Source organism: Vibrio sp. RE88 (assembly GCF_013113835.1).
Lineage (GTDB): Bacteria > Pseudomonadota > Gammaproteobacteria > Enterobacterales > Vibrionaceae > Vibrio.
On sequence record NZ_VTYQ01000020.1, the window covers coordinates 1 to 19,330 of the forward strand.

The following is a 19,330-nucleotide window of genomic DNA, read 5'->3' on the forward strand; positions in this document are numbered from 1 at the left end:
GTGCTTAACGGTGAGACAATACGGACGCGGGGTGGAGCAGCTTGGTAGCTCGTCGGGCTCATAACCCGAAGGTCGTCGGTTCAAATCCGGCCCCCGCAACCAATTCTCCTTATGAGAATATGCGACACTAGCTCAGTTGGTAGAGCGCAACCTTGCCAAGGTTGAGGTCACGAGTTCGAACCTCGTGTGTCGCTCCAATTTTCTAAGCCTTCATTATGCTTTGAATAATGAACTGCGACACTAGCTCAGTTGGTAGAGCGCAACCTTGCCAAGGTTGAGGTCACGAGTTCGAACCTCGTGTGTCGCTCCAAATTCTTCTCAGACTTCAGATGTCTGAATCGACCTTATAGGTCACCGCTCTTTATCTAATGCTGTGAAGCATAAACCAATCAAAATCATAATAAGTCCTCCATTACGGTGGGCGTTTTTATGTCTAAAATTCAAATCAGCACGAGATGTGCTCGTTTTATTTTTTAATGACAAGCCTCGGTGAGTCAGGGCTAGCTGCAAAGACTAACAGAGTTATCCACAATTATTGTTCTGTGGATAAGTTGGTGGGTAACCTGATTATGGATGCTGATTTAAGTCGAAGAGAAATGATCTTTTGTGTTATGAAAGTTTCTTTCTGATTTCTATTTCGAAGTTAAGTCTTTGTATTTAAAGAATTTAATGCTTAAGCCTTGTTGGCTAAAGAGCATCTCGTTCGATCATTAAGTGATTGTTTTTTGATCCTGGTCATTTATGACTAATGTGATTAACTTCTTTAGCTGAAAGAAAACAAGCAATCGTCCTTTCTTTTTTCCACATTCTCGTTTTTAGAGCTAAATCAAATTACGCCGTGTTATATCAGGCAAAGTTTATGCATCTCTGGGGAGCCCTTTTTGCACGATACGGATTAGCCTATTTAGCTTAGTCGATGAATGGGGTATTTGGGCAATTTGTTGCTCTATTGCCCAACGAATATGTTCATCCAGCACTTCACTTAATCCTATACGCTGCTCTAGTGCCTCAATAATATTAGCTGAATATGGCGCATTGCCCATGGCGATCGACAAATTTCTTAACCACTGGATATGACCTATTCTTCGAATGGCAGAACCTTCCATATTTTTGAGAAATGTTTTTTCATCCCATGCAAACAGAGTAACCAGATCTGGTGAGGTTAACGCCTGTCTACGATGAAAATCTTCGCGTTCAGTTAATTCAGAGAAGCGGTTCCATGGGCAGACAAGCTGGCAGTCATCACACCCATAAATACGGTTACCCATCGGTTTGCGGAATTCTTCAGGAATCACGCCGTCGAATTCAATGGTCAGGTAAGAAATGCATCGTCGTGCATCAACGACGCCTTCTTCAATAATGGCTTGAGTAGGGCAGGAAGTGATACAAGCGGTACATTTACCGCAGTCACCTTGGTGCGCTTCATCGATGGGCAAAGGCAAATCGATGAGTAGTTCACCAAGAAAAAACCACGAACCACAATCTTTATCCAGAATGAGGGAGTGCTTTCCGGTCCAACCTAGTCCTGCTTTTTGCGCTAAAGGACGCTCTAGAATAGGCGCGGAATCCACAAAAGGGCGGTAGCCAAACTGCCCCACTTCTTGTTCTATTTTCTGGCCAAGCTTTTTTAGCTGGTTGCGTACCAGTTTGTGGTAATCTCGGCCCAGTGCATAGCGGCTTATATAAGCTTGGGTAGGGTCGGCTAGGTTGGCTGCAAATAGCGCTTCAGGGGGGAGGTAGTCCATACGGACGCTAATGACTCGCATTGTGCCAGGAAGAAGCTCAGCAGGTCGTGCTCGCATCATGCCGTGACGTGCCATCCAGTCCATCTCACCGTGGTAGCCGGCATCAAGCCATTTTTGCAGTGCGGATTCGTGTTCACTCAGGTCAACGTCGCAGATACCGGCTTTCTGGAAGCCAAGCTCTTGTGCCCAAACTTTGATCTTGTTTGCGAGCTCTTGGTAGTTCATGCTAATGACTCTGGTGAAATGGGGGGCGGATCTTAACGGATCTTTTTCGTTGAATCTAGCAGCGAAATCAGAGAATTCATGACAAAATAGCAGGAATTTGGCTTTTACTTACACAACAGACCTTGTCTCTCAATTCCAACCCAGTTTACTATTCCTGTTCTTTTGATTTTTATATAGTCACCCAGTAGAGATTGATCTTCATGACCACGAAACATTTTGCCCTTAAAGATGAACAAGCAACGATTCAATTAGGGACAGTCTTGGCAAACCTATGCTCTCAACAAACCACCATCTATTTACACGGTGATTTGGGCGCTGGTAAAACGACATTCAGCCGAGGTTTTGTGCGTGCACTGGGTCATCAGGGAAATGTGAAAAGCCCAACCTATACCTTAGTGGAGCCGTACCAGCTAGACCAATGGCAAGTTTATCATTTTGATCTCTATCGCTTAGCCGATCCGGAAGAGTTGGAGTTCATGGGGATCCGAGATTACTTTACTCCTGATGCTATCTGTCTGGTTGAATGGCCAGAGAAAGGTCAGGGCTTGCTTCCTCGCGCAGATCTGGATATAGAATTGCGCTATGACGGTGAAGCGCGCGTGGTTGATCTCACTGCTAATAATGATTATGGATCTAAATTACTTGAACAGTTGGAGTTATGATAATCAATAAATTCGTTCGAGCTGTCTCTGTCTCTTTTCTCCTAGCTCTGTTTCTTTTGCCCACTCGCGTGTGGGCAAATGCTCTTGAAAGTATTCGTGTTTGGCCGTCTCCTGACGAAACCCGTGTGGTTATTGATTTGGCATCGGAGGCGGAGTACAGCTATTTCACACTCAGCAGCCCTGATCGCTTAGTTGTGGATCTCAAGCAGACTTCCATCAATACCAAATTACCGATTAACGTCTCAGAAAGCCCTGTTCTGAAAAGGATTCGTAAGAGTTCACCACCACAGAAAGGTACCTATCGATTGGTGTTTGAGCTCAAACGCAAAGTGACGCCACAATTGTTTAAGCTGGCGCCTACTCCGGGTGGTCAATATGGTCATCGTTTGGTGATCGACATGCCTCATGGCTCATCCTCTACTACAGCAGCCAAGCCTTCATCTTCAAGTAGTTCACCTCAAGTGAGTCGAGACGCCTCTCAGTTATTGGGTACCGCTGATATTGTGGTTGCGATTGATGCTGGTCACGGTGGTGAAGATCCGGGGTCTATCGGCCCAAGCCGCAAGTATGAAAAGCATGCGACTTTGGCAATCTCCAAGAAAATTGCAGCTCAGATCAATGCTGTTCCGGGCATGAAAGCCGTGTTGACCCGTCGTGGTGATTACTTTGTGAATCTAAACAAACGTTCCGAAATCGCACGTGGCAGTAAGGCACATCTATTGGTTTCAATTCACGCTGATGGTTTCCGTACTCCGCAGCCGCGCGGTGGTTCAGTGTTTGTGCTTAATACGCGTCGAGCGAATTCAGAAATCGCCCGTTGGGTAGAGAATCACGAAGAACAGTCGCAACTACTGGGTGGTGCAGGTGAGGTTCTTTCTAAGAACACCAGCGATAAGAATGTCAGCCAGACGCTGCTGGATCTGCAGTTCAGTCATTCTCAGAAAGAAGGCTATAAAGTTGCCACTAAGATCCTCAAACAGATGAGCAGTGCCGGAATTAAACTGCACAAGAAGCAACCTGTGAACGCCAGCCTCGCGGTATTGAAGTCGCCGGATATTCCATCTGTCTTGGTTGAGACTGGGTTCATTACTAACCCAACAGAAGAAAAGTTACTCTTTCAACGCAGCCATCAAGATAAATTGGCGCGTGCACTGACTAAAGCGATTGTTCAGTACTTTGAAGCGAATCCACCTGAAGGCACCTTGTTCTCGAATCGTGGTAAGACTATAAAATATAAGGTTAAACGCGGTGAATCGCTGTCAGTGATCGCCAAAAATTACGGTACGACAACGAAAGCCATCATGCAGGCCAATAAGCTGAAAAGCTCTGGCCTTGCGATTGGTCAGGTGTTGACGATCCCAGGTTCAAAAGGTGCAATACCAGTACCTAAAGTGACGAATCCGGTGGAAACCAAGACCATCACTCATGTGGTTCAAAGTGGGGAATACCTCGGTAAGATTGCTGCACGATATAAAGTGTCGGTTGCAACGATTAAACGCGAAAACAAACTGCGTTCTGACACACTGAAGCTCGGTCAAAAACTGAAAATTACCGTCAGCATGAAAGATCAGCCATTGCGTAAACACAAAGTGAAGCGTGGTGAGTTCCTTGGGAAAATTGCCAGCCAATACGATGTGAGTGTCAGCGCGATCCGAAAAGCCAACAATCTGCGTTCAGATGAACTGGCGATTGGTCAGGTTCTGATCATTCCGAATAAGTAGCGATAAGCATGACGATTAAAATTCTTCCAGCACGACTGGCTAACCAGATTGCGGCAGGGGAAGTGGTTGAGAGACCAGCTTCCGTTGTCAAAGAGCTGGTCGAAAACAGTTTAGACTCTGGTGCTACCCGGATTGATATTGATATCGAAAAAGGCGGCGCTAAGCTTATCCGTGTGCGTGACAATGGCAAAGGCATTGCCAAGGATGAGTTGGGTTTAGCTTTGAGTCGTCATGCGACGTCAAAAATACACAGCTTGGATGATCTTGAAGCGATCATGAGCTTAGGGTTTCGTGGCGAAGCGCTTGCCAGTATCAGTTCTGTTGCTCGTCTGACACTGACGTCTCGTCCTGCAACGCAAGATCAGGCTTGGTCTGCGTACAGTGAAGGGCGCGAGATGCAAGTGAAGTTGCAACCGACGGCGCACCCTATTGGTACGTCAGTCGAAGTGCTGGATCTGTTTTTCAATACGCCAGCTAGACGTAAATTCCTCCGCACAGAGAAGACCGAGTTCACTCATATTGATGAGCTGTTAAAGCGTATCGCTTTAAGCCGATTTGACGTTACGATCAATTTGCGACACAACGGCAAAATGATCAAACAGTACCGAGCGGCTAAGACTCAGGTTCAAGAAGAAAAGCGCATTGCAGCGGTATGTGGCAACCCGTTTGTGCGTAATATGTTGAAAATTGAGCTTGAACATCAAGGGCTCAAGCTGCATGGCTGGATCACGACGCCCGAAGGGGCGCGTCAGCAAAGTGATCTACAATACTGCTACGTCAATGGCCGTATGATGCGTGACAAGTTGATCAACCATGCCATTAGGCAAAGCTACGAGACAAGTCTACGTCCTGATCAGTTTGCCACTTATGTGCTGTTTATTGAAATTGACCCTCATCAAGTCGATGTGAATGTCCATCCGGCGAAACATGAAGTGCGTTTTCATCAGGCTCGTCTAGTACATGACTTTATTTATCAAGCCTTGAGTGATGCTCTAGTACAGAGTGCTCAGATTGATAAACCCGACATCAACGCCTCTGCATTTCATACAGAACCCGCTACACCGGAAATACCTACTCCCGTCGCTGCCGACACCAAGCCTGTGTCTGAAAGCGTGTATCGAGCAGTGGAAAATGTGCCTGCTTATCCTGGTCAGCAAGGCTATGAAGAAAAGCGTCAAGCTGAGAAAGAGCGTACTCAGGTACGTGAGGCCGCAGCGAAAAGTGACTGGGTAGAGTCGCGTCCTGTACCTCGGCAAAAAGCGAAAGCTGAAGAGCGCTATGGAGAGCCAGCACCAAGCAAACAGGAAGTGCGTGCTTACAAAGAGTTGCTGGAAACACCAGTTTTGTCTCAGAAAGCCCCTTCAACTCTCTCAGAACTCGAACCTGTACCTTCAGTTCTCGTAGAGCCTGCTGAGACAATAGAGGCATTGGGCAAAGCTGTCTGCGTGACTCAAGGCCAGTACTTGCTTATGGGAGATAAGCTGGGAGCGAGGGTAGTCTCAATGGCTAAAGCAGAATGGTTGCGTGTGAATGGGCAATTGGCTCTCAATGGAGGTGGATTGAAGAGTCAGCCTCTCTTGGTGCCATTGGCATTGAAACTCGATCCTCAGCAGATCGAAGCGTCTCAACAGCATCACGCAACGTTGATGCTGTTTGGCATAGAGTTGAAGAGTCGAAATTCATCCTCATTGATGATCATGGGGGTACCTCAGCCGCTTCGTCAGCAAAATTTGCAACAATTGATACCAGATCTGTTATCTTACGCCGCTTTGATATCAGAGAATGATCAAGCTTTGCCACTACAGGCGCTCTCTGATTGGTTAACCAACCAGATCACACAGGTTAAAAGCGACTACACTTTGTCGGAAGCAATACAGGTCATTGCTGAGATAGAACAACTTTGGCAGGGCAATCTGCCTTTGGATGACCGTGCTTTTGTTCGCCCTGTTGATTTTTCTGCAACCATTGCAGCGATGAAGTTATGAAGAACGAATTACCTTTGGCCCTTTTTTTAATGGGGCCAACCGCATCGGGGAAAACCGATCTGGCTATCCGCCTGCGAAAAAAATTTCCCGTGGAAATTATTTCTGTGGATTCCGCTCTGATTTACAAAGGGATGGATATCGGTACCGCCAAGCCTGATGAAGAAGAGCAGGCACAGGCCCCGCACCGACTGATCGATATTCTCGATCCAAGTGAAGTTTATTCCGCCGCAGACTTTCGTCGCGATGCGTTGAATGAAATGCACAAGATTGTAGAGCAAGGCAAGATCCCACTCTTGGTTGGTGGCACCATGCTCTATTACAAAGCACTACTGGAAGGTTTGTCACCTCTTCCGGCTGCAAACCCTGAAATCCGTCAGCAAATTGAGCAAGAAGCATTGACTCTAGGCTGGGAGGTACTGCACGATCAACTCAAAGAGATTGATCCGGTTTCTGCTGAACGAATCCACCCGAATGATCCGCAAAGATTGTCTCGGGCATTGGAAGTTTATCGAATTTCAGGTAAAACTCTTACTGAACTGACTCAAACCAAAGGTGAAAGCCTACCGTTTAGAGTAAAACAGTTCGCTATAGCTCCCAAGGAAAGGGCTGAACTCCATCGCCGAATCGAATTAAGATTCGACAAAATGATGGAAGCGGGATTTGAGCAAGAAATGCGTGAGTTGTATGCTCGCGATGATCTTAACCCAGATCTTCCTTCTATTCGTTGCGTCGGTTATCGGCAGATGTGGGATTATTTGGATGGGAATTGCACGCTTGATGATGCCATATTTAAAGGTATTTGTGCGACCCGCCAGTTGGCCAAGCGACAAATCACCTGGTTGCGCAGCTGGGATGATTTAACTTGGTTAGATAGCGAAAACATAGAACAGTCTCTAGAAACCGTATCAAATGCCATAGCGTCTGAAGGTTTTAGCTGTGTATAATGTGATCGCTTTTGCGTGAATGTACCCTGTAAAGGATCTGTTACTTGAAATTTGATGGTAAAGCCGTCATAACAGGTAACGACAGGGTGTTTTTTATCGTTTAGCTCAGATGCAAAGGCCGCACCTAGTTTTGCAGCGCACCACTAGCTAAATAACTAGAACAAAATTACAAAATAAGGAAAATAAAATGGCTAAGGGGCAATCTCTTCAAGACCCATTCTTAAATGCATTACGTCGTGAACGTATTCCCGTATCAATCTACCTAGTAAACGGAATTAAACTACAGGGTCAGATTGAGTCTTTCGATCAATTTGTTATCTTGCTGAAAAACACAGTAAACCAAATGGTATATAAGCACGCTATCTCTACGGTAGTTCCTGCTCGTCCAGTTAGCCACCACAGTGGTGAGCGTCCTCAGGGTGGCGAGCGTCAGCAAGAGAAATCAGAAGATTAATTCTCTGAACAAGAAAATTAGTATTATTTTAAGGAGTTGATTGCTTGTTTGACCGTTATGAAGCCGGTGAGCGAGCCGTACTTGTTCATATCAACTTCACGCAAGAAGGGGAGTGGGAAGATCTCAGCGAGTTTGAAATGCTGGTATCTTCAGCTGGTGTCTCAACGTTACAAGTTGTAACTGGTAGTCGCCAGTCACCACACCCTAAATATTATGTCGGAGAGGGTAAAGCTCAGGAAATTGCCCAAGCGGTGCAACTTGCTGCTGCGGATATAGTGATATTCAATCACGCCCTCTCTCCTGCCCAAGAACGTAACCTAGAATCGTTGTGTAAATGTCGAGTCCTAGATCGTACCGGTCTGATCCTCGATATCTTTGCTCAACGCGCCCGAACACACGAAGGTAAATTGCAGGTTGAGCTCGCTCAGCTTCGTCATATCTCTACTCGACTTATTCGTGGTTGGACTCACCTTGAACGACAAAAAGGTGGTATCGGTTTACGTGGTCCAGGTGAAACCCAGTTAGAAACTGACCGACGTCTTTTGCGTGATCGTATCAAAGCTATCTTGCGCCGCTTGGAAAAAGTGGCAAAGCAGCGTGAACAAGGTCGCCGAGCCAGAAATCGAGCGGAAATCCCAACTATCTCTCTGGTTGGTTATACCAACGCGGGTAAATCCACCATGTTTAACCGCATTACCGAAGCGGGCGTATATGCAGCGGACCAGCTGTTTGCCACTTTGGACCCAACGTTGAGAAAAATTGAGCTTGCGGATGTGGGAACAGCCATTTTGGCTGACACGGTTGGATTTATCCGACATTTACCCCATGACCTAGTCGCTGCTTTTAAAGCGACCCTGCAAGAAACGCAGGAAGCTGACATTTTGTTACATGTTGTCGATGCCAGTGATGAGCGTTTTCGTGAGAATATTCATGCTGTTCATGAAGTGCTTGAAGAGATTGATGCCCATGAGGTACCTGCTCTTCTCGTGATGAACAAAATTGACAATCTCGAAGACCAGAAACCTCGAATTGAAAGGGATGAAGAAGGTGTTCCTCGTGCCGTTTGGGTTTCGGCAATGGAAGGCATTGGTATTGAACTGCTGTTTGATGCTCTGACTGAGCGCTTAGCTAGTCAAATGGTTCAGTATCAATTGCGAATACCGCCACAACATCAGGGGCGCATTCGTAGTACATTCTTCCAAATGAAATGTATTCAACGAGAAGAATATGATCAGGATGGTAACTTGTTGATTGATGTTCGCATGCAACAAGTGGATTGGTCTAGACTTGAAAAAAGAGAAGGGGCAGTTTTACGTGACTTTATAGTTACTTAAATGACTGCTACAGTATAACGTCATATCAAATGATGGAGCTTTCTAATGGCGTGGAATGAGCCTGGTAATAACAACGGCAACAATGGCCGCGATAACGACCCTTGGGGGAGTAATAATCGTGGTAACAAAGGTGGCCGTGATCAAGGACCGCCAGACTTAGACGAAGTATTTAACAAACTGAGTCAGAAACTGGGTGGAAAGTTTGGTGGTGGAAAAGGAGGCAAAGGATCTTCTATCGGTGGTGGCGGTGCACTAGGTTTTGGTGTCATTGCAGTAATCGCGATAGCAATCTGGTTCTTTGCGGGCTTTTACACCATCGGTGAAGCAGAACGTGGTGTTGTTCTACGATTGGGTAAATACGATCGCGTCGTAGATCCTGGTCTGAACTGGCGCCCTCGCTTCATTGATGAAGTTACTCCTGTCAACGTACAGGCAATTCGCTCACTGCGTTCATCTGGTCTAATGCTGACTAAAGATGAAAACGTTGTGACGATAGCGATGGATGTTCAGTACCGTGTTGCTGACCCATACAAATACCTATTCCGCGTGACGAACGCAGATGATAGCTTACGCCAAGCGACCGACTCTGCGCTTCGCGCAGTGATTGGTGACTCTCTGATGGATAGCATCCTGACGACTGGTCGTCAGCAAATCCGTCAAAGTACTCAGGAAACGTTAAATGAAATCGTAGATAGCTACGATATGGGTGTTGTCATTGTTGACGTCAACTTCCAGTCTGCGCGTCCACCTGAGCAAGTTAAAGACGCATTCGACGATGCTATCGCAGCACGTGAGGATGAAGAGCGTTTTGAACGTGAAGCAGAAGCTTACCGTAACGATATTCTTCCAAAAGCGACGGGTCGAGCTGAGCGTCTGAAGAAAGAAGCATTAGGTTACTCTGAGCGCGTAGTGAATGAAGCACTTGGTCAAGTAGCGCAGTTTGAGAAACTACTTCCTGAATACCAAGCAGCGCCTGAAGTTACTCGTAACCGTTTGTACCTAGATACTATGGAACGCGTTTATTCAAGCACGTCTAAAGTCCTGATTGATTCGGAATCAAGCGGTAACCTTCTGTATCTGCCTATTGATAAACTGGCGGGTCAAGAAGGTAAGACTCAAACCAAACGTAGCACGAAGTCTTCTTCTGCATACGATCAAATTGAGCTAGAAACTCAGACAAATGAGACAACTTCAGACTCGCAATCTCGTTCAACTGGTTCACGTCAAGGGAGATATTAAGAATGCGTAAGTTAATGATCCCTGTATTAGTCGTTACCATTGTTCTACTGCTAATGTCAGTATTTGTCATTCAAGAAGGCGAACGTGGATTGGTGATTCGATTTGGTCGTGTTCTTGATGATAACGGCGTATCAAGAATCTACGAGCCAGGCTTGCATTTTAAGATGCCGCTATTCGATCGAGTGAAAACTCTGGATGCGCGTATTCAAACAATGGATAGCCGTTCTGACCGTTTCGTAACGTCTGAGAAAAAAGACGTGTTGATCGATACTTACGTTAAGTGGCGTATCTCAGACTTCGGGCGTTACTACCTAACTACTGGTGGTGGTAATACGTTGACAGCGGAAGCGCTACTTGAACGTAAAGTTACCGACGTACTACGTTCTGAAATTGGTGCTCGTGAGATCAAGCAGATTGTTTCTGGCCCGCGTAACAAAGATGTACTTCCTGAAAGTGCAGACAGCGAAGAAGTGACAACTGAAGCAGCTCTTGAAGCGCTAGAAGTTGACGGTGAGCGTGACCAAATTATGGAGAACGTTCTTGTTGGTACTTCAGATAGCGCAATGACTGACTTGGGTGTTGAGATCGTTGATTTCCGTATGAAGAAAATCAACCTACCTGACGAAATCAGTGAGTCTATCTACCGCCGTATGAGAGCTGAGCGTGAATCTGTAGCGCGTAAGCACCGTTCCCAAGGTCGTGAGAAGGCAGAAGTTATCCGTGCACAAGCTGATCTAGAAGTGGCAACAGTTCTAGCAGAAGCGGACAAAACTGCACGTGTAACTCGAGGTGAAGCGGATGCGAAATCTGCGAAAATCTACTCGGATGCTTATAACAAAGATCCAGAATTCTTTGGCTTTATGCGTTCTCTAAAAGCTTATGAGACATCATTCAGCGATAAGAGCGATATCTTAGTACTGGATCCGAAGAGTGACTTCTTCCAGTACATGAATAACTCTGCTGGTGCGCCAGCGAAGTAAGTTCAAGTTGATAGATAACAAAGGCTCCCTTGTGGAGCCTTTCTTTTTTAAGGAGTTACGTATGTCGAGCTCATTGTGGGTCGCATTAGGTTTGGTGTTAATCGTCGAAGGGCTAGGGCCTTTAATCGCCCCTAATGGCTGGCGTAATATGGTTGCTCAGTTAAGTGAACAACCCGACCATCAACTCAGGCGTATCGGCGGTTGTTTAGTGGTCGCCGGTGCCGTGATTGCGTACGTGTTTAGTTAGTAATGTGGAGGCGGGGTTTCTTGGGCTGGATCGGCTAAATTAGATGAGTCCATGTTTTTGACTTTGCCCACCACGTACTTCATCTGGTCCTGCATTTTTGTGATCAGCAGCTGTTGCTGGCTCAATGCATCATTAAGAGACTCAATGGTCTGCTCTTGAAAGGCCAGCTGGCACTCCATGTCGTTTAGACGGTTCTCCAATTCTTCAACACGCTTTTCTGTCATGATTAGTAGTCCACGCTCCAAGCTTGAGCAATTCCAGCGGAAGTGCCCGAGATCACTCGGTTCTGATTGTCAAAAGCTGCATCATACACCACTGCACGTGGAGGGCGAGTATCTTTTAAAGGCTCTGCTTCAAATCCATCAACCTTCTTACCGGTTTGTACGTCCCAGACCATAATTCGGCTTGAAGGAGTACCTGTGACAAGGAACTGCCCATCATCCGAGAAGCGGGCCGTTGAGAAGATCAACTGACGAGAAAAACTGCGCAGGTTGGAAATTTTTTCTCCAGTTCTAAGATCCCAGATGATTGCCTGATTGCCTCCATCTGAAGTAAAGGCATACAAACCATCTCTTTGTAGGGCGACACGATTGATGCGCTGCTCATGCTCAAAGCTCTTAAGAATTTGCCCTGTACGGGTATCCCATAGGTAGGCGGTATAATCATTACCTCCTGATAACGCGAAACGACCATTAGGAGATAGGGCGACAGAATTCACTTTTTCATTGTGGGCAAGGAACTCTAATCGTCTTCCAGTGACTAAGTTGACGTAAATGGCCTTGCCGTTAGACAACCCCAGCAAGACTTGTTCGCCATTGCTGGCAATGTCGACATCGCGAATTAATCCGTCTGAGATCGACCAAAGACCTTGTGCTTGTGTCCAAGCTAAATCCCAGACAGCGAAGTTTATTTGCGTTGCGGTGACGGCAAATCGGCCATTATCTGAGATACGGATTCGAGAAACGGTACTCGCTTGAGGATCTTGTTCGCCTAATGAGGCAAGCTGCTGGCTTTCGTAGAGATCCCACAGTACCAGTTGATGCTCTTTGGAGTACAAAAGGGCAAAGCGGGCATCTCGGCTTAAGGCGAAACTGGTGGTTCCCAGAGGTTCAATTACCCAACGTTGATCATCCTGCGTGGAGAAAAAGCAGCCATTTAACGCTGCGATGACAAACGTAAGTATCAGAGTGTGAAAAATAATTCGCATTAAATACAAAGATCCGCTTTAGTTAACGTTTAATTAAAACGCATATTGGTTATAGTGGTACAACATGCTTATGAGCACCAGTCTAAATTACAGATTTGTGCGCAAAGACAAATGGTTAGCCATTAATTGGAGAATTCAATGAAATCTATTTTTAAGGTGTCACTGCTTGCAGCAACAGTAATGTTGGCGGTTGGCTGTCAGAAAGAAGAAGAAGCTAAAACAGAAGCAGCGCCTGCAGCCGAGCAAGTGCAAGCAGAAGCCGGTAAAACGGTTCACTTTAAAACCGACGATGAAAAAGCAGCTTACGCAATTGGCGTATCGTTCGCTAACTACCTGAATACTAGCCTAGATAAGCCAAACGAAATTGGTATCAATCTAGATAAAGACCTTGTATTGAAAGGCATTGAACATGTGTTTGCGGGTAACCCTGAGCTAAATGAAGAAGAAACACGCGCAGCACTTGAGTCGCTAGACAAGCGTGTAGCTGAAACGATGCAAAAGCAAGCAGCAGAAAAAGCAGCTGAAGCAAAGAAAGCTGGTGATGATTTCCGTGCTGACTTCGAAAAGCAGGAAGGTGTGAAGAAGACTGAATCAGGTCTACTTTACCAAGTAATGACTCCAGCTAAAGGTGATCAGCCGAAAGACACGGATACGGTTCAGGTTCATTACAAAGGCACATTGATTGACGGCACTCAATTCGATAGCTCATACGATCGTGGCGAACCAGCGACGTTCCCACTTAACCGTGTGATTTCTGGTTGGACAGAAGGTGTTCAGCTGATGCCTGTGGGTTCTAAATTCAAATTCGTTATCCCACCAGAGCTAGCCTATGGTGAGCAAGATACACCAAGCATCCCAGCAAACTCGACATTGGTATTTGAGGTTGAGCTGCTGAAAATCGATAACGGTGAAGGTGAGCAAGCGGTTCAGTAAACCACCGTTCTCTTAATAAAGATGGAAAGGTCTGACGAAAGTCAGGCCTTTTTTCATTTTCTGAGCGCTGTATCGCGTGAATAATTTGTTCTAAATCACTAGATAGCGGCATTGCTTGATGTTCAATTCAAAATTTCTGATAAACTTACACCAATTTGTTGATTTTTCGCTCGAAGGCTTAAAAAGTGACAACTACAGACACAGTAAACACGGATATGTTGCTCGAAATGGAATCTGTCAATGTGATGCCATTTAGTGAGCATGACAAAATTATATTGAGATCGTACGAAGCCGTTGTAGATGGCATCGCAAGCCTGATCGGCCCATTTTGTGAAATCGTGCTCCACTCACTGGAGGATCTCAATACATCAGCCATTAAAATTGCCAATGGCGAAAATACAGGTCGTCAGGTCGGTTCACCAATCACGGATTTAGCATTGAAAATGCTGCGTGATATCGAGGGCTCTGAACGCAACTTCTCGCGTTCATATTTTACCCGCGCTAAAGGTGGCGTGTTGATGAAGTCGATCACCGTTGCGATTCGTAATGGTGAGAATCGGGTCATTGGTCTTTTATGTATCAACGTTAATCTCGATGCGCCTTTCTCTCAGGTGTTACAGTCTTTCATGCCAACAGAAGAAGCAAAGCAAGCGGCATCGTCAGTTAACTTTGCCAGTGATGTGGAAGAGCTGGTGGACCAAACGGTTGAGCGTACAATTGAAGAAATCAACGCTGATAAGTCAGTATCGAACAACACCAAAAACCGTCAGATTGTGATGGAGCTGTACGATAAAGGTATCTTCGATATTAAAGATGCGATTAACCGAGTTGCCGATCGCTTGAATATCTCGAAACACACAGTGTACCTCTACATTCGCCAGCGCAAGACTGAGGATGACGAGAGTTGAGTTGTTTGAGTTACACCTTAGTTGTCAACGGCTCTGTATATGGCAACCAGTCAGCTCGAACGGCGTATCAGTTCGCCCGTTGTTTGATTGGTAAAGGTCACCGGTTAGTGAGTGTGTTCTTTTACCAAGATGGCGTAACCAACGGAACCGCGCTGAGTGTGCCAGCGAATGATGAATTTGATTTGGTCAAAGCGTGGCAATCTCTGGCTTCAGAACACGCTGTGCGTCTTGAGACTTGTGTTGCTGCCGCATTACGTCGTGGTGTAGTCAGTCAGGATGAAGCCAACCAACACAACTTGATGCAAAGTAACCTTGCGGATGGCTTTCATCAGGCAGGGCTAGGCAGTTTGGCTGAAGCCATGCTTACCCAAGATAGAGTGGTGCAGTTTTGAGTCAGTTAACCTATGTGTTCCGCAGTGCCCCCCATGGCAGCGCGTCTGGCCGAGAAGGTGTCGATGCCTTGCTGGCGGCATCAGCGTATTGCGAAGACATCAGCGTACTGTTTATTGGTGATGGTGTGTACCAGCTGATTGCTGGCCAGCAAACAGGCAATATCCTTAGTAAAGACTATTCGCCTATGCTCAAGCTATTTGATCTTTACGACATCGAACAAGTGTACGTCTGCTCGGATTCATTGGCTGAACGTGGTTTAGCGCAAGCTGACTTAGTCATCGACGCTGAATCGCTATCTGTTGTTGATATGCAGGCGCAGCTCCATCGCGCTGGCAAATTACTTTCTTTCTAAGGGAATCATGTTACATATTGTTAAGTCTGTGGCGGCTCTGGAAGACGTGGTTAAGGTGTATGCTGATGGCGATGTCTTGTTGTTGATTGAAGATGCTGTTTACGCGGTAAACCCCCAACATAAGACGTATCCAATAATAAAAGGGTTCAATACCTTTGTCCTACAGAGTGATCTGGCGGCCCGTGGTGTCCTTAACCGCACAAGTCCATCGATAAAGATGGTCGACTACGAAGGCTTTGTTGACCTTACTTCTGAGCAAGAAAACTCTCTCACCTGGGATTAAGTCTTTTCCTTGGCAGACTGTGAATAAGCATTTACGGCACACGCGTTCGAGTTGAACAAAAAAGATCCGTATATTTCTTGACACACCTCTCACTGCTGCATAGAATTTTGCGTCCCTATTTGTACGAAGTGCTTTGGTACGGCGTGTAGATAGGGTTAGATTTTTCACAAAGCTTACTTTTAAGTAAATCAGGAGCTAGTTAATGGCAACTATTAACCAGTTGGTACGTAAGCCACGTGCAAAGCAAGTTGTTAAAAGCAACGTGCCAGCACTAGAAGCGTGCCCACAAAAACGTGGTGTATGTACTCGTGTTTACACTACTACACCTAAAAAACCTAACTCGGCACTACGTAAAGTATGTCGTGTACGTCTAACAAACGGTTTCGAAGTAACTTCGTACATCGGTGGTGAAGGTCACAACCTTCAAGAGCACTCAGTTGTTCTAATCCGTGGCGGTCGTGTTAAAGACCTTCCGGGTGTACGTTACCACACAGTACGTGGTGCACTTGACTGTGCTGGCGTAAATGACCGTAAACAAGGTCGTTCTAAGTACGGTGTGAAGCGTCCTAAGTCTTAATCGTCTTTTCTTTTAAAGAGAAGCGTTAAGTAAGGCCAAACACTAAAATTAATATTAATTTTTGAAGAAACTGTAAAGTTTTGGATAACCTGAAGAATAAGACAACGGAGAAATTCCATGCCACGTCGTCGCGTCATCGGTCAGCGTAAGATCCTTCCAGATCCAAAGTTCAAATCAGAACTGCTGGCAAAATTCGTTAACATCCTTATGGTTGACGGTAAAAAATCTACTGCAGAGAAAATTGTTTACACTGCACTAGATGCAATGGCTGAGAAATCTGGTAAAGATCACTTAGCTGTATTTGAAGAAGCTCTTGAAAATGTTCGCCCTGCGGTAGAGGTTAAATCTCGTCGCGTGGGTGGTTCAACTTACCAAGTACCTGTAGAAGTACGTCCGGTTCGCCGTAACGCACTTGCTATGCGTTGGGTAGTTGAAGCTGCGCGTAAGCGTGGTGAAAAATCTATGGCTCAACGCCTAGCTGCTGAAATGCTAGACGCGTCTGAGAACAAAGGTACTGCTGTTAAGAAACGTGAAGACGTTCACCGTATGGCAGAAGCGAACAAAGCATTCGCTCATTACCGCTGGTAATACCTTTCAGTGCCGCGAGAACCCTCGCGGCGCTACTCTAGTTCCTATGCGCAAGCTTAGGAACTATTGCTATATCTAGGGCACGTGAAAATTGCCATGAGCAGGCTAAAATGCAACTAGAAATAGCAATAGTCCCTAATTCAAGAGGATTCAATCGTGGCTCGTAAAACACCTATTGAGCGCTACCGTAACATTGGTATCGTCGCTCACGTAGACGCAGGTAAAACAACCACAAGTGAACGTATTCTGTTCTACACCGGCCTTTCTCATAAAATCGGTGAAGTTCACGATGGTGCTGCTACCATGGACTGGATGGAGCAGGAGCAAGAGCGTGGTATCACAATCACCTCAGCGGCTACGACGACTTTCTGGCGTGGTATGGATGCACAATTCCAAGACCACCGCATCAACATTATCGATACTCCTGGACACGTAGATTTCACTATCGAAGTAGAGCGTTCACTGCGCGTGCTTGATGGTGCTGTTGTTGTGTTCTGTGGTTCATCGGGTGTTGAACCTCAATCTGAAACTGTATGGCGTCAAGCTGACAAGTACCACGTTCCTCGCATGGTATTTGTCAACAAGATGGACCGTGCAGGTGCTGACTTCCTACGCGTTGTTGATCAAATCAAAAACCGTCTTGGTGCGAACCCTGTTCCTATCCAACTAAACGTTGGCGCGGAAGATGACTTCAAGGGTGTGATTGACCTGATCAAGATGAAGATGATCAACTGGAGTGAAGCTGACCAAGGTACAACCTTTACTTACGAAGATATTCCAGCGGACATGCTTGAGCTTGCTGAAGAGTGGCACAACAACCTTGTTGAGTCAGCGGCAGAAGCTAGCGAAGAGCTAATGGATAAGTATCTTGAAGAAGGCGAACTAACGGAAGCTGAAATCAAGCAAGCATTACGTACACGTACACTAAACAACGAAATCGTACTAGCCACTTGTGGTAGTGCGTTTAAGAACAAAGGTGTTCAAGCGGTACTCGATGCAGTAGTCGAATTCTTACCATCGCCAATCGACGTTCCAGCGATCAAAGGTGTTGATGACAATGACAACGAAGTTGAGCGTCATGCAGACGACAACGAACCGTTCTCAGCACTCGCATTTAAAATCGCGACCGACCCGTTTGTAGGTACGCTAACCTTTATGCGTGTTTACTCTGGTGTGGTGAACTCTGGCGATGCGGTTTACAACTCTGTTAAACAGAAGAAAGAACGCTTTGGTCGTATCGTACAGATGCACTCAAACAAGCGTGATGAAATTAAAGAAGTTCGCGCAGGTGATATTGCTGCTGCAATTGGCCTGAAAGACGTGACAACAGGTGACACACTATGTGACCAGAACCACAAGGTGATTCTGGAGCGCATGGAGTTCCCTGACCCAGTAATTCAGATCGCAGTAGAGCCTCGCTCTGTTGCCGATCAAGAAAAGATGGGTATTGCGCTGGGTAAACTAGCTGCAGAAGACCCGTCTTTCCGCGTCGAAACGGATGACGAAACTGGTCAGACACTGATCTCTGGTATGGGTGAACTTCACCTAGATATCATCGTTGACCGTATGAAGCGTGAATTCAGCGTTGACTGTAATGTTGGTAAACCTCAGGTTGCTTACCGAGAGACGATTCGTGGTAACGCGGAAGTTGAAGGTAAATTTGTACGTCAATCTGGTGGTCGTGGTCAGTATGGTCACGTATGGATCAAACTGGAGCCATCTGAACCTGGTGAAGGTTTTGTCTTTGTTGACGAAATTGTGGGTGGTGTTGTTCCTAAGGAATACATCAGTTCGGTAGCGAAAGGTATCGAAGAGCAAATGAACAGTGGTGTTCTAGCGGGTTACCCGGTTCTAGACATTAAAGCAACACTGTTTGACGGTTCTTACCACGATGTTGACTCTAACGAGATGGCGTTTAAGATCGCTGGCTCGATGGCATTCAAGAAGGGTTCATTAGAAGCACAGCCTGTACTTCTTGAGCCAATGATGAATGTTGAAGTAACTACGCCTGAAGATTGGATGGGTGACGTTGTTGGTGACTTAAACCGCCGTCGCGGTATGATCGAAGGTATGGACGATGGTGTGGCTGGTATTAAGATCATCCGCGCTCAAGTACCACTATCTGAGATGTTTGGTTACGCAACTGATCTACGTTCTGCAACTCAAGGCCGTGCGTCTTATTCTATGGAGTTTAACGAGTACGCTGAAGTACCGAAAAACTTTGCAGATAAAATCATTGCAGACCGTGGTTACTGATAAATCGTATTAACCTTTAAAAATAGCAAGACTTTTTTAAAGATCAATACGTCCAAATATTGCGCTGACGGACGTTGGCGCATAAAATAGCAAATTCTGGCGCGTCGTGATCAATAATGTTCGCGGCGAATCATAACTAGGAAGGAACACGATCGTGTCTAAAGAAAAATTTGAACGTACTAAACCGCACGTTAACGTTGGTACTATCGGCCACGTTGACCACGGTAAAACAACTCTAACTGCTGCAATCTGTACAACTCTATCTAAAGTGTACGGCGGTGAAGCGAAAGACTTCGC

The 19,330-nt window shown here is 46.0% G+C and carries 21 protein-coding genes and 3 tRNA genes; 21 read left to right on the forward strand and 3 right to left on the reverse strand.

Annotated features, from left to right (window positions below; genetic code table 11):
* Window positions 1-25: 25 nt before the first annotated feature.
* The 3 genes from F0265_RS24325 to F0265_RS24335 all read left to right on the forward strand — a co-directional run bounded on the left by F0265_RS24325 (window position 26) and on the right by F0265_RS24335 (window position 310).
* Window positions 26-102, forward strand: a tRNA-Met gene (locus tag F0265_RS24325).
* Window positions 103-121: 19 nt separating this feature from the next.
* Window positions 122-197: transfer RNA gene (locus tag F0265_RS24330), tRNA-Gly, on the forward strand.
* Window positions 198-234: 37 nt separating this feature from the next.
* Window positions 235-310, forward strand: a tRNA-Gly gene (locus F0265_RS24335).
* A gap of 547 nt (window positions 311-857) precedes the next feature.
* Here the strand turns inward: F0265_RS24335 and queG are convergent.
* Entirely contained in the window at window positions 858-1,970 is a 1,113-nt protein-coding gene (gene queG, locus F0265_RS24340) for a tRNA epoxyqueuosine(34) reductase QueG (protein WP_171750630.1), read from the reverse strand.
* A gap of 200 nt (window positions 1,971-2,170) precedes the next feature.
* On the opposite strand from queG, the gene tsaE reads away from it, so the two are divergent.
* From tsaE to F0265_RS24385, 9 genes are all read left to right on the forward strand, one after another.
* Window positions 2,171-2,632, forward strand: coding sequence for a tRNA (adenosine(37)-N6)-threonylcarbamoyltransferase complex ATPase subunit type 1 TsaE (gene tsaE / locus F0265_RS24345; protein WP_019275002.1), 462 nt, complete (start codon window positions 2,171-2,173; stop codon window positions 2,630-2,632).
* Window positions 2,629-4,353 (forward strand): LysM peptidoglycan-binding domain-containing protein, encoded by a 1,725-nt coding sequence (locus F0265_RS24350; protein ID WP_171750631.1) that lies wholly within the window; start codon window positions 2,629-2,631, stop codon window positions 4,351-4,353. The genes tsaE and F0265_RS24350 overlap by 4 nt, the downstream gene beginning before the upstream one ends.
* Window positions 4,354-4,361: 8 nt before the next feature.
* Window positions 4,362-6,338, forward strand: a complete 1,977-nt coding sequence (gene mutL, locus F0265_RS24355) for a DNA mismatch repair endonuclease MutL (protein ID WP_171750632.1) — start codon at window positions 4,362-4,364, stop codon at window positions 6,336-6,338.
* Window positions 6,335-7,282, forward strand: a complete 948-nt coding sequence (gene miaA / locus F0265_RS24360) for a tRNA (adenosine(37)-N6)-dimethylallyltransferase MiaA (protein ID WP_171750633.1) — start codon at window positions 6,335-6,337, stop codon at window positions 7,280-7,282. The genes mutL and miaA overlap by 4 nt, the downstream gene beginning before the upstream one ends.
* A 187-nt stretch (window positions 7,283-7,469) precedes the next feature.
* Window positions 7,470-7,736, forward strand: coding sequence for an RNA chaperone Hfq (gene hfq, locus F0265_RS24365; RefSeq protein ID WP_006957051.1), 267 nt, complete (start codon window positions 7,470-7,472; stop codon window positions 7,734-7,736).
* Between the two features lie 44 nt (window positions 7,737-7,780).
* Window positions 7,781-9,070: a ribosome rescue GTPase HflX gene (hflX, locus tag F0265_RS24370; RefSeq protein WP_019275006.1), complete on the forward strand. Its 1,290-nt coding sequence runs from the start codon at window positions 7,781-7,783 to the stop codon at window positions 9,068-9,070.
* Between the two features lie 45 nt (window positions 9,071-9,115).
* Entirely contained in the window at window positions 9,116-10,309 is a 1,194-nt protein-coding gene (hflK, locus tag F0265_RS24375; protein ID WP_019275007.1) for an FtsH protease activity modulator HflK, read from the forward strand.
* A gap of 2 nt (window positions 10,310-10,311) precedes the next feature.
* A complete protein-coding gene (hflC, locus tag F0265_RS24380) occupies window positions 10,312-11,289 on the forward strand; it encodes a protease modulator HflC (protein WP_019275008.1) in 978 nt (325 codons plus the stop codon).
* A 61-nt stretch (window positions 11,290-11,350) separates the two neighbouring features.
* Entirely contained in the window at window positions 11,351-11,536 is a 186-nt protein-coding gene (locus tag F0265_RS24385; RefSeq protein ID WP_171750634.1) for a DUF2065 domain-containing protein, read from the forward strand.
* On the opposite strand, the gene F0265_RS24390 is transcribed toward F0265_RS24385, so the two are convergent.
* Both F0265_RS24390 and F0265_RS24395 read right to left on the reverse strand, forming a co-directional pair.
* Window positions 11,533-11,760 (reverse strand): SlyX family protein, encoded by a 228-nt coding sequence (locus tag F0265_RS24390; protein ID WP_006957056.1) that lies wholly within the window; start codon window positions 11,758-11,760, stop codon window positions 11,533-11,535. The two genes, F0265_RS24385 and F0265_RS24390, sit on opposite strands and share 4 nt — an antisense overlap.
* A gap of 2 nt (window positions 11,761-11,762) precedes the next feature.
* Window positions 11,763-12,743: a PQQ-binding-like beta-propeller repeat protein gene (locus tag F0265_RS24395; RefSeq protein ID WP_171750635.1), complete on the reverse strand. Its 981-nt coding sequence runs from the start codon at window positions 12,741-12,743 to the stop codon at window positions 11,763-11,765.
* A gap of 138 nt (window positions 12,744-12,881) precedes the next feature.
* On the opposite strand from F0265_RS24395, the gene fkpA reads away from it, so the two are divergent.
* The 9 genes from fkpA to F0265_RS24440 form a co-directional block, all read left to right on the forward strand.
* Window positions 12,882-13,676 carry an FKBP-type peptidyl-prolyl cis-trans isomerase gene (fkpA, locus tag F0265_RS24400; RefSeq protein WP_006957058.1) on the forward strand — a complete coding sequence of 265 codons (795 nt, stop codon included), beginning with the start codon at window positions 12,882-12,884 and terminating at the stop codon, window positions 13,674-13,676.
* A 185-nt stretch (window positions 13,677-13,861) separates the two neighbouring features.
* Window positions 13,862-14,584 (forward strand): transcriptional regulator, encoded by a 723-nt coding sequence (locus tag F0265_RS24405; protein ID WP_019275011.1) that lies wholly within the window; start codon window positions 13,862-13,864, stop codon window positions 14,582-14,584.
* On the forward strand, window positions 14,581-14,976 hold the full coding sequence (gene tusD / locus F0265_RS24410) for a sulfurtransferase complex subunit TusD (RefSeq protein ID WP_171750636.1): 396 nt from the start codon (window positions 14,581-14,583) through the stop codon (window positions 14,974-14,976). The genes F0265_RS24405 and tusD overlap by 4 nt, the downstream gene beginning before the upstream one ends.
* Window positions 14,973-15,329 carry a sulfurtransferase complex subunit TusC gene (tusC, locus tag F0265_RS24415; protein ID WP_019275013.1) on the forward strand — a complete coding sequence of 119 codons (357 nt, stop codon included), beginning with the start codon at window positions 14,973-14,975 and terminating at the stop codon, window positions 15,327-15,329. The genes tusD and tusC overlap by 4 nt, the downstream gene beginning before the upstream one ends.
* A 7-nt stretch (window positions 15,330-15,336) precedes the next feature.
* A complete protein-coding gene (gene tusB / locus F0265_RS24420; RefSeq protein WP_171750637.1) occupies window positions 15,337-15,612 on the forward strand; it encodes a sulfurtransferase complex subunit TusB in 276 nt (91 codons plus the stop codon).
* 202 nt (window positions 15,613-15,814) lie between these two features.
* Complete coding sequence (gene rpsL / locus F0265_RS24425; protein WP_004399892.1) at window positions 15,815-16,189, forward strand: 30S ribosomal protein S12; 375 nt, start codon at window positions 15,815-15,817, stop codon at window positions 16,187-16,189.
* A gap of 117 nt (window positions 16,190-16,306) precedes the next feature.
* Window positions 16,307-16,777, forward strand: coding sequence for a 30S ribosomal protein S7 (gene rpsG / locus F0265_RS24430; protein WP_006957063.1), 471 nt, complete (start codon window positions 16,307-16,309; stop codon window positions 16,775-16,777).
* Window positions 16,778-16,933: 156 nt separating this feature from the next.
* Entirely contained in the window at window positions 16,934-19,033 is a 2,100-nt protein-coding gene (gene fusA / locus F0265_RS24435; protein ID WP_095562336.1) for an elongation factor G, read from the forward strand.
* A 154-nt stretch (window positions 19,034-19,187) separates the two neighbouring features.
* Window positions 19,188-19,330, forward strand: a 143-nt coding sequence (locus F0265_RS24440) for a GTP-binding protein (protein ID WP_253817141.1), incomplete at its 3' end; no start/stop codon positions are given.

What these genes read in the sequence shown, in the direction of transcription:
- miaA (WP_171750633.1), top strand. Translation starts at nt 6,335, where the DNA reads ATGAAGAACGAATTACCTTTGGCCCTTTTTTTAATGGGGCCAACCGCA.
- queG (WP_171750630.1), bottom strand. Translation starts at nt 1,970, where the DNA reads ATGAACTACCAAGAGCTCGCAAACAAGATCAAAGTTTGGGCACAAGAG.
- rpsL (WP_004399892.1), top strand. Translation starts at nt 15,815, where the DNA reads ATGGCAACTATTAACCAGTTGGTACGTAAGCCACGTGCAAAGCAAGTT.
- tsaE (WP_019275002.1), top strand. Translation starts at nt 2,171, where the DNA reads ATGACCACGAAACATTTTGCCCTTAAAGATGAACAAGCAACGATTCAA.
- hflK (WP_019275007.1), top strand. Translation starts at nt 9,116, where the DNA reads ATGGCGTGGAATGAGCCTGGTAATAACAACGGCAACAATGGCCGCGAT.
- F0265_RS24385 (WP_171750634.1), top strand. Translation starts at nt 11,351, where the DNA reads ATGTCGAGCTCATTGTGGGTCGCATTAGGTTTGGTGTTAATCGTCGAA.
- hflC (WP_019275008.1), top strand. Translation starts at nt 10,312, where the DNA reads ATGCGTAAGTTAATGATCCCTGTATTAGTCGTTACCATTGTTCTACTG.
- F0265_RS24390 (WP_006957056.1), bottom strand. Translation starts at nt 11,760, where the DNA reads ATGACAGAAAAGCGTGTTGAAGAATTGGAGAACCGTCTAAACGACATG.
- rpsG (WP_006957063.1), top strand. Translation starts at nt 16,307, where the DNA reads ATGCCACGTCGTCGCGTCATCGGTCAGCGTAAGATCCTTCCAGATCCA.
- mutL (WP_171750632.1), top strand. Translation starts at nt 4,362, where the DNA reads ATGACGATTAAAATTCTTCCAGCACGACTGGCTAACCAGATTGCGGCA.
- F0265_RS24395 (WP_171750635.1), bottom strand. Translation starts at nt 12,743, where the DNA reads ATGCGAATTATTTTTCACACTCTGATACTTACGTTTGTCATCGCAGCG.
- hfq (WP_006957051.1), top strand. Translation starts at nt 7,470, where the DNA reads ATGGCTAAGGGGCAATCTCTTCAAGACCCATTCTTAAATGCATTACGT.
- tusB (WP_171750637.1), top strand. Translation starts at nt 15,337, where the DNA reads ATGTTACATATTGTTAAGTCTGTGGCGGCTCTGGAAGACGTGGTTAAG.
- fkpA (WP_006957058.1), top strand. Translation starts at nt 12,882, where the DNA reads ATGAAATCTATTTTTAAGGTGTCACTGCTTGCAGCAACAGTAATGTTG.
- F0265_RS24350 (WP_171750631.1), top strand. Translation starts at nt 2,629, where the DNA reads ATGATAATCAATAAATTCGTTCGAGCTGTCTCTGTCTCTTTTCTCCTA.